General features: G+C 45.9%; 12 protein-coding genes and 1 pseudogene. 8 read left to right on the top strand and 5 right to left on the bottom strand.

Annotated elements, in window-relative coordinates:
• Window position 1: 1 nt before the first annotated feature.
• The 6 genes and pseudogenes from C3V43_RS10515 to C3V43_RS14955 all read left to right on the top strand — a co-directional run.
• Window positions 2–775, top strand: a complete 774-nt coding sequence (locus C3V43_RS10515; protein WP_106069769.1) for a hypothetical protein — start codon at window positions 2–4, stop codon at window positions 773–775.
• A gap of 2 nt (window positions 776–777) precedes the next feature.
• Window positions 778–1,584, top strand: coding sequence for a DUF7689 domain-containing protein (locus C3V43_RS10510; protein WP_106069768.1), 807 nt, complete (start codon window positions 778–780; stop codon window positions 1,582–1,584).
• A 21-nt stretch (window positions 1,585–1,605) separates the two neighbouring features.
• Window positions 1,606–2,220 (top strand): hypothetical protein, encoded by a 615-nt coding sequence (locus C3V43_RS10505; RefSeq protein WP_106069767.1) that lies wholly within the window; start codon window positions 1,606–1,608, stop codon window positions 2,218–2,220.
• A 28-nt stretch (window positions 2,221–2,248) separates the two neighbouring features.
• On the top strand, window positions 2,249–4,783 hold the full coding sequence (locus tag C3V43_RS10500) for a TonB-dependent receptor (RefSeq protein WP_106069766.1): 2,535 nt from the start codon (window positions 2,249–2,251) through the stop codon (window positions 4,781–4,783).
• Window positions 4,784–4,785: 2 nt separating this feature from the next.
• Window positions 4,786–5,781: a DUF4249 family protein gene (locus tag C3V43_RS10495; RefSeq protein WP_106069765.1), complete on the top strand. Its 996-nt coding sequence runs from the start codon at window positions 4,786–4,788 to the stop codon at window positions 5,779–5,781.
• 14 nt (window positions 5,782–5,795) lie between these two features.
• Window positions 5,796–5,885: pseudogene (locus C3V43_RS14955) on the top strand (glycosyltransferase); the annotation flags it as partial.
• Between the two features lie 383 nt (window positions 5,886–6,268).
• On the opposite strand, the gene C3V43_RS14825 reads toward C3V43_RS14955, so the two are convergent.
• The gene (locus tag C3V43_RS14825) at window positions 6,269–6,421 is read right to left on the bottom strand and encodes a hypothetical protein (RefSeq protein ID WP_164996242.1); all 153 of its coding nucleotides are present in this window, start codon (window positions 6,419–6,421) and stop codon (window positions 6,269–6,271) included.
• 155 nt (window positions 6,422–6,576) lie between these two features.
• Between C3V43_RS14825 and C3V43_RS10485 the strand changes: the two genes are divergently transcribed.
• Window positions 6,577–7,503 (top strand): magnesium transporter CorA family protein, encoded by a 927-nt coding sequence (locus tag C3V43_RS10485; protein ID WP_106069764.1) that lies wholly within the window; start codon window positions 6,577–6,579, stop codon window positions 7,501–7,503.
• Window positions 7,504–7,529: 26 nt separating this feature from the next.
• Here the strand turns inward: C3V43_RS10485 and C3V43_RS10480 are convergent, their stop codons facing one another.
• Genes C3V43_RS10480 through C3V43_RS10465 form a run of 4 tightly spaced genes read right to left on the bottom strand, consistent with a single transcriptional unit; the run spans window position 7,530 to window position 10,288 of the window.
• Window positions 7,530–8,135, bottom strand: coding sequence for a ribonuclease HII (locus C3V43_RS10480; protein ID WP_106069763.1), 606 nt, complete (start codon window positions 8,133–8,135; stop codon window positions 7,530–7,532).
• 59 nt (window positions 8,136–8,194) lie between these two features.
• Entirely contained in the window at window positions 8,195–8,836 is a 642-nt protein-coding gene (locus C3V43_RS10475; protein ID WP_106069762.1) for a hypothetical protein, read from the bottom strand.
• A 10-nt stretch (window positions 8,837–8,846) separates the two neighbouring features.
• The gene (locus C3V43_RS10470) at window positions 8,847–9,779 is read right to left on the bottom strand and encodes a 4Fe-4S dicluster domain-containing protein (protein ID WP_129588752.1); all 933 of its coding nucleotides are present in this window, start codon (window positions 9,777–9,779) and stop codon (window positions 8,847–8,849) included.
• A complete protein-coding gene (locus C3V43_RS10465) occupies window positions 9,755–10,288 on the bottom strand; it encodes a hypothetical protein (RefSeq protein ID WP_129588751.1) in 534 nt (177 codons plus the stop codon). Before C3V43_RS10465 ends, C3V43_RS10470 begins: the two co-directional genes overlap by 25 nt.
• A 721-nt stretch (window positions 10,289–11,009) precedes the next feature.
• Between C3V43_RS10465 and C3V43_RS10460 the strand changes: the two genes are divergently transcribed.
• Window positions 11,010–12,632: a tetratricopeptide repeat protein gene (locus tag C3V43_RS10460; protein ID WP_106069759.1), complete on the top strand. Its 1,623-nt coding sequence runs from the start codon at window positions 11,010–11,012 to the stop codon at window positions 12,630–12,632.
• Window positions 12,633–12,644 lie beyond the last annotated feature (12 nt).

Genomic DNA, 12,644 nt, shown 5'->3' with positions numbered 1-12,644 from the left:
TATGAGAAAAATTTTATTTGTTGTTATTCCATTTATATTGCTATATGCGTGTGATGGAAATGTAAATCGTGTAATAGAGACTGAAGCACAGAAGCAAGTAGAAGTAAAAGCTGTTGATGCCCCTTTCTCTTTTGATGCTGTAACGAACCCTACTGTTTGGCGAACATTTCAAAGCCTTGAAGAAATGCAGGCAGCTTGCCAAATTCCGGATGAAATACTGAAAGGTATGTCAACGGATGATTTAATACAAACATGTATGAGTTATCCATTATACGGGAATTATTTAGCTTATAATAATGAGCTGGATGGCATAAAAACAATAATGGATCATTTCAATGGTTTTGCGGAACTGCAAAAACGACAAGATGCTGCTGATAAGTTGATAGCCTATTATGAAAAAATTGATGTGGGAAATATTGCGAAAAAAGCAATGACACGCTCTTCTACTACAAATAATGAGTTGTCTATTTTACATATAGGATACTTGGAGCTGATTTTATGTTCGGAAGCTATTCCTAATCTGTATTCAGATTCGAATATATCTCGCTTAGAAAGCGTACGAGATAAAAGATACGAAGAGAAGTTGCTGTATCCCAATATTTATAGTATGCATTCTATTAAAAAATCCCTACTATTAGGGGCTCAAATAAAGTTGAAATCGGATGTAGTGGATGCCAAAACAAAGAATTTTCTCTCTAACTATGTGAAAATGGGAGGCGAAGTAGAGAGTTTGGAAGATTATACAAAAGTTTCATTAATCATTAACAACAAATAATTATGAAGGCTTATATATTCAGTTTATGGATGCTATTTTTATCCATAAGCACTTATGCAGAAAACCATGTCACATTATACACTAAATGCGGGAAAGCTGTCACAGGAGTAATTCTTCCGGAAATATCAGATGCGGAAAAAAATGCACTGAATACCTTTACCATCTCAACCTACCCTAACGCCACTTTTTTGGCAGGTTCTACTCGTTCATATAACTGTCATAGTTATGCCTGGAATATGACACAGGGCGGTCAGACTTGCTGGGTTGATGCAACAATAAACACATCCAATGATAACCTTTCTAAATATTGGACAGGAGATTATTACACGAGTACTACTCCGCAACTTGCTCAAAAGATTTTTTATATCCAGTCTGACCATTCGGCCGTGGTTTCTTCTGTTTCAGGCATGTATGAATCTAAATGGGGAAAAGGGCCTTTGATGCGGCATGCCCCGGGATACGGTCCTTATAATAACATGAACACGAGGAAATACTATAGGCATGTAAATATTAATGGTTTATTGAATTGCAGTAGTGGAACAGGAGAAACTTATGTGGGAATTAGTAGCGATTATTCTCCCGCTACTTCCGAAATTTTACCATATGGAAGTTTTGTGCAGACAGCCTGGACGGTAGAGGATGCAAAAGGTGATAATGCTATAGGAACTAAAGCTAACGTTTCAATATCAGGGGCAAACGCCACCATCTCATTCAATACGCCCGGGCTTTATGATCTGACTTATAGCATACATTTATCCACTGGCGAGTTGCTGGCTACCTATTGGTTTATGGCCGTTGTTGAACAATAGACTTTAAAAATACCACTCACTATGAAACGTTATTTATTTTGCTTGTTTTCCCTGCTTTTTTCAAGTGCCGTATGCGCTCAGGAGTACATCCCCCGGCACGAGTTCTTTGCCGGCTATGGCCTGAACCCTACTTTGTCTTTGCCTGAACCGGGATTGCCGCTGAACACCTATTTCAGCAGTCGTTACTCCACGGGCAACGAGCGGCTGTCAGGCGTGCTGAATGCGGGCTATCTGTATCACGCCTCCCGTTCCTTTGCCATAGGCGTGACTTACTCTTTTCTGACAGTGAAGCAAGAGGCGTTTTTGGGCTCTTCGGATGTGTTGGGCAAAATAAGCAACGACTGTCATCTGCTGATGCTGACCGGCAAGTTTACTTGGCTGCGCCTGAATGGGTTGTCTTTCTACAGCCGTGCGGGTGTGGGGCTTGCGATGACAAAAAAATATAAGATTGAGGTTTGCGTGCCTCCGGAAGATCCGTTTTTGAAGGCTGCCAAAATTGAGGACGGCAAATCCGCGGCGTGGCAGGTGATGCTCGCGGGTGTGGAATGGAACTTTGCCAAGCCGATGGCCGTTTTTGCCGAAGGAGGCATGGGCGGCGCAGGGTGCGGGATAGCCGGGCTGAAACTGTTTTTTTGATTAAACCGCAACGAATCATTCCATCGCCATGAAACCGATTATTTGTTTCGTCGGTCTGTGTTTGTCGTGCCTCATCGGGCTGTGCGCGCAGACGGTCTCCGTCAGTGGGTATGTGAGGGACGCCGCTTCCGGCGAAGCTTTGCAGGGTGCCAATGTCTACAGCCCGTCCGGACATTACGGGAAGACGACTGACGAGAAAGGCTTTTTCCGCTTCCGTATGCCTCAAGGCAAACCGGTGGAGCTGACTTTCAGCTTTGTAGGCTATACCCCGCAGACACACTGCCTTGCGCTTGTCGGCGACACCGTGCTTGCGGTGGCGTTGCTGCAAAACAACCGATTGCCCGACGTGCGGATATACGCCCCCCGCCGCGACTTCGGGGTGAAGAACTCGCAGATGAGTGCGGTGGAGCTGCCCGTGGCGCAGGTGCGCTCCATGCCCGCCCTGTTTGGCGAAACCGACGTGATGAAGGCCTTGCAGCGACTGCCGGGCGTACAGTCGGCCGGCGACGGCAATGCGGGCATCTACGTGCGTGGCGGAGACTACGACCAGAACCTGATTACGCTGGACGGCTCCACGCTCTATAACTCGGAACACCTGAAAGGCTTTGTCTCGGCTCTGAACACCGACATGATAGAAAATATCATCTTTTATAAGGGAGCTTTCCCGGCACGCTATGGGGCAAGGCTCTCCAGCGTGGTGGATATCGGCATAAAAGACGGAGACATGAGCCGCTATCACGGAGCCCTCAGCGTGGGTATGCTTGCGTCGAAAATACATATTGAAGGGCCTGTCCGCCGTGGGACGACTTCGCTCAACGTGGCGGCCCGGGCTTCTTATTTCGATGCCATTGTGCAGCCTCTGTTGAGAAAAGTGTATGACAAGCCGGAGGTCATGCGCCCCTACGCGCAAATGAACTACTATGACATCAACGCCAAGCTGGTGCACCGCTTTTCGGGCCACGACAAGCTGTCGGCCGTATTTTATAAAGGGAGGGACGTGAATGACGCGGCTCCGACAGACAGCAAGCAAAAATACCGCCGCCAAGAATATGAGTATTCCAACGAAAAGATGAACTCCACGGAAAACTCATGGGGCAACATGGTGTCGAGCCTGTTTTGGACGCATGCCGTGAACGATCGGCTTTCGGTGAACACCAACCTGAGCTACAGCCGTTACAATTACCGCTTGCAGATGAGGTCGAAGATATACAACGAGACATACAATAATTCGGTGCCTGAGGCGAAGCCTTGGAAACTGTATAAAGAAGACTCTTATGCACGCTACCACTCGGGTATAGACGACGCGGCACTGACGATAGACTTTCACTGCCTGCCGCAGGCAAGGCACAGCGTCCGCTGGGGGGCGAAAGCCGCCTTGCAGCGTTTCACGCCAATAGTGGATGTCTATAAAAACGTATATACCAAGGAATGGGACCTCGGAAAATATCGGGAATTCACGCAACTTGTGGACACGGTGCTGGGCGAGAGGCAACGCCTGAAGACTTTCGCCCTTTATGCAGAAGACGATTTTGAGCTGGCGGAGCGGTGGAAGGTGAACGCGGGCTTGCGATACACGCTGTTCGCCGTGAAAGGAAAAACCTATCACTCTCTGGAGCCACGCTTGTCCGCACGGTTTCTGCTGACGGACGACATGGCACTGAAGTTCTCGTATTCGCGGATGACGCAGGGCATTCACCTGCTGAGCAGCAGTAACTTGGTCATGCCCTCGGACATATGGGTGCCTGTCACCGGAGATATCGCACCGATGCAGGCCGATCAATGGGCACTGGGGTATAACTACACGACAGGCAAGGGAATAGACCTGTCGATAGAAGCATACTACAAGCGGATGGACAATGTGATAGACTATCGGGAGGGAGTGTCGTACATGACCTCCTCGGCCGACTGGCAAAAAATGGTGGCGATGGGCAAGGCACGCTCATATGGAGTGGAGCTGTTCGTGCAGAAAAAAGCGGGCAGCACCACAGGATGGATAGGCTATACGTGGGCCAAGTCGTTGAGGACATACGACCGCCCCGGACAGGAAATAGCCAGTGGGGAAGAGTTTTACGCGGGCAATGACCGCCGGAATAACTTCAACGCAGTGCTGACGCAGCGCCTCGGATCGCATTGGGAGGTGTCGGCCGCATGGACCTATCAGACGGGGCGGAGGGGAACGCTTACCACCACGGCACTGTATAGTGGGATGCCGGATGAATACGACCCCTACGGAGAACCGTTTGCCAGCGATACTTACATGCATGGAGATGGTGAGGCAAGCAGTCCGGCGGGCGGAGCGTACTTCCGGAAATTCCTCCGTTTCTATTCTTATGCCGAGCGGAACGGCTACCGGATGCCCGCCGTTCACAGGTTGGATATCAGCGTGAACTTTTCCATCAAGCACCGGCAGGCCGAAAGCATCTTGGGGCTGAGCATCTATAACCTGTATAATAGGCAGAACATATCGAACGTCTATATAGGATATGAACGTAACGAAACGGTACTCAAGGGCATTTGCATGTTCCCTTTCATGCCGTCATTGAATTACACCTTAAAGTTTTAGGAATGATGAATCTGAAGAAAATAGTGGTGGGATGCGCAGGGCTTCTCCTGCTTGCGGGCTGCGAGCGTGTACTGCATTTTGAGGATGGGGGCACTCGCCTTCGCGGCCTCGTGGTCAATGCGATTGCCGCCACGGACACCTTGTTCGCGGTGTCGGTTTCCCAAGCCTATCTTTTCAAGGAGGTGCCCGCATTGCTTTATTTTGATTATTGGAGGTATTCCATGTGTCCCGACTCTTTTTATTATGATAAAGCCGTACGTTCCGATGCGGAGGTGGAACTGACCGTCAACGGACAAGAACGCTACATCTTACGCTACGATGAAATTCACCGGAACTATGTGAGCGACTATACACCCCGCAGCGGCGACCGGCTGGAATTGTGTGTCAGGGCCGGGGAGGAAGAAGAGGCGGAAGAGGTGACAGCCGAGACGGTGGTGCCCGCCTCACGGAAATTGGAGGTGCTGGGCTGCGAGAAATTTTACGATAAAAACTGGTATTCCAGTTCGGGAGAACTGATGGACTTCTCGACAGATACGGTGGCCCGCATCACGCTTCGACTGACCGACCCCAAAGGGGGCGACTACTACCGGCTGAAAGTCAGAAGCTCCTCCAACCCGGCCCCGAATGACTCGTGGCCGGTTTGGAGGTACAGCGACATCTATACTTCCGGCGATATTATCTTCATGGATCAGCAGTTGGAGAAAGCGTTTGGCGGCTGGCCCGCCCACTTTTCGAACGTGTTCGACGACCATCTGTTCGACGGGAAAGAATACACGTTCACGGTGGAAACCCGCTTGCGGTGGGGCGAATCCCCCCATGCCGTCATAGAACTCCAGTCCATTACTCGTGATTTGTATTACTACCTGAAATCGGCCATGCTTTATCGGATTACGGATGAGGACTCTTATACTGAGTCCATACTTATACATAGCAATGTAAACAATGGCTGGGGCATATTGGGAGGGCTTGGTACACAAAAGCAAATCGTATGGTTTTGAAGAAACTGTTTTAGAACCGCAGGGCATCTCTCGCTGAGCGTTTCCGCATCATGCCGAAACACTATGGGATGATAAGCACGGCAACCCATCACGCATGGTTAGTGCCGCCTGCTCTAAATTTATGGCTTTCGGCAACCTGCCGCCACTTTCGCAAAGATATTTCCCCCGGGTGGCGGGATAAAGTCTCCAAAATGGATTATTCCGGCAAACCCACCCCATCGGTCGTCTCTTTTTTTTAAAAATCTTACCAAATAAAGTCTTTCAGAGAAGCGATGAAAAAGGAGAGGCAAGCTCAGTCCTATATCGAGGGTACATCAGTCGTATACTTATGTACCCCCTTGTCAGAAGCTGTTCTGGCAGGGGTATTCCGGTCTTCGTTTTCTTTATCGGATACAAGCTTCAGGGTAGTAAATAATAATTACACACAAACATCCTTGCAAGCGATTCATGCAATTTCCTCTTGAAGGGCAGACGGAAAGAGAACTTATTATCCCCGCCCTGTATTGAAGCAGCCGCTTTCCTGCCCGGAAACCGCCTTGATTCTGTTTTCGGCCTTCCTGCCGGACAACGACAGGGCTTCTCCCCCGAAGAAGCCGTTTTGCAGGCCGACAGTACAAAAAACAGCGACTAAAGCGTACATTTTGAAATGATTTATGTACTTTTGTCACGCTTAAAAAATCTAAAAGAAGAGAATATGGACGATTCAAACCCACGAACGTGCAACAATATTAACCATTAAAACGAACGGAGACGTTGCCCGCAATGCCTCTGTTCCAAACCGAAAGGAGGCAAACAATGAGAAAGTATCTGTACAGCGAAAACGGCTTTGTGGAAAAAGCCGAGTGGCAACCCAACTGCTGGGTAAACGTGGAATGCCCTGACGATGACGATTTCCGGTTTCTCACCGAAGAACTGAAAGTTCCCGAATCTTTTCTGGAAGACATTGCCGACGTGGACGAACGCCCGCGCACGGAAAAAGAAGACAACTGGCTGCTGACCATCCTGCGCATTCCCATGCAGAGCAACCAGCGCGGCGTGCCGTTCATCACCGTTCCCATCGGCATCATCACCAACAACGACATCGTTGTCTCCGTATGCTACCACCACACGGAGCTGATACCGGACTTCATCCAACATACCCGACGCAAAGGCATCGTCGTGAACAACAAACTCGAACTGATTCTGCGCATCATCTACTCCTCGGCCGTATGGTTCCTGAAATACCTGAAGCAGATAAACAACGACGTGACCGCCGCCGAGAAAGAACTGGAAAAGAGCATCCGCAACGAAGACCTCCTGCAACTGATGAAGCTGCAAAAGACGCTGGTATACTTCAACACCTCCATCCGCGGCAACGAAGTGATGATAGGCCGGCTGAGAAACATCTTCCAGGGAACCGGCTATCTGGATATGGAACTGCTGGAAGACGTTATCATCGAGCTGAAACAGGCCTACAATACCGTGAACATATACAGCGACATCCTTACGGGAACCATGGATGCTTTTGCCTCCATCATCTCCAACAACGTAAACTCCATCATGAAACGCATGACAAGCCTCTCCATCACTCTGATGATACCCACCCTGATTGCCAGCTTCTACGGCATGAACGTGGACATACATATAGAGGAGTTTCCCCATGCCTTCGTGTTCATCGTCCTGTTGTCGGCCCTGCTGTCGACAGTGACGTTCGTATGGTTCAGGAAAATCAAGTGGTTTTAGCCTGTCTCCGAAAGGGGAATATCTTCTTAAAGAAAGTCGAGCGCCAGTTGTCCGTCGCTCAGCAGATTGAACGTCATGCGGTGATAAGGAGTTGTGCCGTGGGCTGCAATGGCGGCACGGTGCTTCTTGGTGGGATAGCCCTTGTTGCCGTCCCAACCATATAGGGGATACTCTTTGTGCAGCCCGTTCATATAGTCGTCGCGATACGTCTTGGCCAGTACGGAAGCGGCGGCGATGGAGAGATACTTCCCGTCGCCTTTCACCACGGTGGTATGCGGCAAATCGCGGTACTTCCTGAAGCGGTTTCCGTCGATAAGCAGATGTTGCGGACGCACGGAAAGGCGGTCCAAGGCACGGTGCATGGCCAGAAACGAAGCGTTGAGGATGTTTATCTTGTCTATCTCTTCGGGAGAAACAATGCCCACCGCCCACGCCAAGGCTTCCCGTTCGATGACTTCGCGCAGTGCATGACGCTGCTTCTCGGTCAGTTGCTTGGAATCATTCAGCAACTCGTTCCTGAAATCCTTGGGCAGAACAACGGCGGCGGCATAAACCGCACCGGCCAGACAGCCGCGACCGGCCTCGTCGCAACCCGCCTCCACCAAGTCTTCATGCAAATAAGGTAATAGCATAGTTCGTATATCGTTATCTTTGAGAGGCAAAGATAAAATAATTACTGCGTAGTTACCCTCTATTTTATGTTTTTCATCTCGCCGAGACTATTCTCTTTTTTCAGTGGAAAAATGTCATCTTTCAAACTGTAGCCCATCGTATATTTTTCAATATACTTCACTCGTCCTCCATCTGGATGTTCATTGGTCAATTGGAGTTTACAGCCTTTTCGCAATGCTATGTCGAGATTCTCAATTGCTTCCATGGAGATATTCAAATCTGCCGGAAATGCAAAATTTGCACACTTCAATATTCCATTCAAATCGAAATCAAGCCACATAAGGAAAGTGTCGTCATTGATGTGTTCCAAAACATCCTTTTTCAAATATGGTTTAAGATAGATATATAACGCTTGTTTTAAATAGCGACTGATTTCATGCTTATTGTCAATTCTGTAAAAAAATTGCCACTCTATTTCATTCTTTATACCCTCAAAAGGATCATGGACATTAGAAGTAATCACTACTCTATGATCTCCTGATTCATCCGAACCATAATAATTCACAATATATCTGTAAGTTTTCCCTATATACAATTCTGTTTTTGATGGGATATTATAGATATTCGATTTAGCAGAGTCTGTCTGTGCATAAACGTGTATGCTTAATAATAAGATGAATAATAAAAAGAAGTGTTTTTTGCATTTTGTTTTCATAACCATATTATTTAGATTAAATACAATTCTGGGATAAAGATAGAGCTTTTATTATCGCATTACTATTATAATGGGAAGGAAAATTCTTATGCATGTATGCACGACTGCATGTTTTGAAAACCTCTGCCCACTTGGAGAAGTCTTCGTTAGGAATGGATGTGGGAACTTTCTTTCTGTTTTTTGTAATATATTTCAGCCAATCTCTATATTCTTTGGATACTGCTCCATTCGCTCCATTATCGATCCATGGACTTCTTCTATAATCTCCATTATCCCCATATTGGATGTAATACATTATATCAGTGAACAAAGTTCTTTCATACTCCATCATTCCATCGGATTCTATTCCCCAATTTGAATGTTTTTGCTGAAATAAGTGGAACATTTCATGAAATAAAGATTCACCATCTATGGTAGAAGCGTTCCTAAAAGTGAGACTAGCATTCGAAAAGTTATATCCAGCATTTCCTAATAACGAAGGATCAATACTAACACTAGTGAACCTATATCCATTATTAATTAAGTAGTTATAAATGGCACTACTACAAACTTCCAACATTTCATCAAAAGCTCTATCAAGAGATTGAAGTGCAGCCCCATTAAGATTCTTATTTTTGAAAATCAATTTATTAAACTTAGCGGGTAAAGCAGGTATGTCTCCCCACTTTCCTCCTCCATTATATATTCCAGAATCATTATTATCTTCCATACCACCACTTTTTCCTCCATCTTCTTCTTCAATAGTACAACGTAACCATGTATCGGAAGTTAATTTATATTTGAGACAATTAATTGGACATACACTTACACACTCTCCACAGCAGTTGCATAAAAATGTGTCTACAAATGTATTTTTATATTCCTCGTTGACAAAAGCCAATTTAATAGCTTTTGTAAGACATATATCACTACAAGCTCCACATCCTATACAATCAAAGAAGATTCCCATATTTTTATTTGATTTAAACTACGCGTATTCGCATTTGCAACAATAAAATTCTTTTTAAAAGTATCTGCTTGCATAATACAAGGCAATGAGAATTCCTTATCCAGAATAAGTTCCGGGTAAAATCTTTTTACTCTAATAGGAATTCTCAGAACAGTCGGCTCCGGAAACTGAACATAACTTATAATATCTTCAGGAACATCTGTCTCTATTTTGAATGTATGAAAGTTTATTTGCTTGATATCAATTATCCTATTCTCGAATTTATAAAAATCAAAATTACATTTCATAATGGCAAATGTTGTAATAAATAGTATATAGTCTGCCTTATTCTTTCTGAGAATTTCTTCATCATTCACAAAGTCAATTTTATCAGCAATTACTATGGAGCGTTCTTGCCTGAATACATCAGGGTTTCTTTCGTAGTACCCCTTATTGGATTCCCTTAAATATCGTAAAAGCTCAGGTTTGTATTTATCACTTTCACTTAGGAACGACATCTCATCCGGCATACAACTATGAATGATGTAGGCTAAAGTTAGGCCCTTTATCCCCTGCCCCATCTTCAAAAAAATGTGCGTCTATCCATTACAATAAAACATTAAAAATAGTTCAATACAGACATTTATTTTTAGTTCTCTCTATTCGAGGGAAAAAAGTAGCATAAATTTAACCTGTGAAATCTATTGTATTCTTCCTCATGATATTGGAAACCAACAAAACACAAACGATATTCGCCATGATTATTAAGAACAAAACTACTAAAAAGTTATGTATTATCAATGGGGTTAACAAAAAAATAAAATAGTAAACTTGAAAAATCAGTGTTTGCCAACAGAGTGGGAACTTTTCAAAATATTGTTTTGACCAAAACAGACACATTAGCACATGGATTAAAGGCAAATATGAAGAACAAGATTGCATCTATATAAAAAGTTATTATCAGAAAAGATTTATCAGAAATATATCAATAAATAGCTCAAGAAAAAGTCAAATCCGATCACCTATGACATCAGTCAGAGCACAACATGAATTTATACTCCCCACTTACTGCATACACTCCTTCTACAACAATTTGGGAAAATTGTTTGTGCATATCCAGAAAATAAGATAACAAGTGCTTTTCTAAACATTAATTTTCCCGAACTCATAAGAACTGTTTTTCAAATCTTTTCAGAGGCAGACGGGAGTTTTGAGAAGAAATAATTAAATTTGCGGAAATAAGACGAGACGATGAAGAAAGCCTTTTATTTATTACTCACATGCCTTCTGTGGGCAACGACACCCCTGCAAAGCCAAGATATAAAGCAAGCTCAAACCCTGATCGGACAAGCACAGAAATACCTGTACAACAACCCTAAGCAGGCCTCCTATTATGCCTCTCAAGCCTCTGCCCTGTTCCCCGAAGACAAGCCGAACGAAGTTCGCGCACAAGCCATGCTACTCTACTGTCAGGCAGAGCAACTGCTGGGTAACTTCGATTTAAGCATCAAAAACCTGTATGACACGCAGAAGTACATCCATCCCGCCAACAAAAAACAAAACGCCTGCCTCTGCTCCCTCATGGGGCGTGTATATAGCAAGCTGGGCGACTACAACAAAGCCATCGAACTGAACGACAAGGCAACCTCCATCTTCAAATCCATCGGCGACTCCACCTCCGTGGCCGGATGCTACAACGAACGCGGAGTGATGCACCACTTCCTCAACGAGTTTGCCGTTGCCGAACGGTTCTTCCAGAGGGCATTGGCCATCAACCGCGCCCAGCGCAACCTGAAAGAGATAGCCACCAACCTGAACAATCTCTGCCTGTATCAAGGAAATACGGAAGAGAAGCTTTCCTTTATTCAGGAGGCCATCGTCATCAACAAAAATCTGGATGCGCAATGGTCGCTGGGCGAGAACTACAACAACATGGGAAAACAATATTACTACGGCGGGCAGTACGACAAAGCGCTGGAGGCCTTGCGGAAAGCCCATGAGTATGCCCACAACATCGGCGCCCGCGAGCTGATTTGCGACAACTACGAATATTCTTCCATGGTGTATGCCGCCATAGGCGATTTTGCCAAAGCCTACGAATTTTTGGACAAGATGTATCACCTGAGCAAAGAGTTGCAAAGCAGCAACAAGCTGCGCAACATCGAGCAGGAAATCTCCTACAAAAGATACCAAGACCAGAAGTATGCCACCGAATTGCAAGAGCAGGCTTACAGGATAGAACTGCTGAAGCGCAACATCTGGCTGCTGGGCAGTGTCCTCGTTCTGGGTGTGGCCTTTTGCATCTTTCTTTATAAATGGTATAAACGCAGGAAAGACCTGCAATTGGTAAAGGCGCGCTACCAGCTCGAACTGTCGGAGCGCGAAGTCTCCGAACTGAAGCTGCATCAGCAGGAACTGGAGCTGGAGCACGTGCAAAACGCGCTCAATACCAGCCGTCAGGAAGCCATGAGCTTCGCCGTATTCCTCAGAAGCCGCAACGAACTGCTAGACAAGATACGCGAAATGATAAAAGAAGGGTATAAGATGGACAACCAACTTCTCATCCCCCATCTGAAAAAGGTGAATGCCTTCATCAGCCAGTGCCAAAGCGGAGACAAGAACAACAGCGCCGTACTGACAAATGTGGAAGACAAGAACAAGGAGTTTCTGCAACGCCTCGTTGGCCTCCATCCCAAACTGACGCAAGGCGAAAAGTATCTTGCCACATTGCTAAGGGTGAACCTCTCCACCAAAGAGATATCCATGCTGACCGGCACCACTCCGAAAACCATCAACATGAACCGCTATCGCCTGCGCAAGTCGCTCAATCTCTCTTCGGAAGAAGACCTGACCGACTATCTGCAAAACATATAGCCGGACCATGTT

Origin of the sequence: Prevotella heparinolytica (genome assembly GCF_002998535.1) — a bacterium.
Classification (GTDB): domain Bacteria; phylum Bacteroidota; class Bacteroidia; order Bacteroidales; family Bacteroidaceae; genus Bacteroides; species Bacteroides heparinolyticus.
This window is presented reverse-complemented; position numbering and strand designations above follow the sequence as displayed.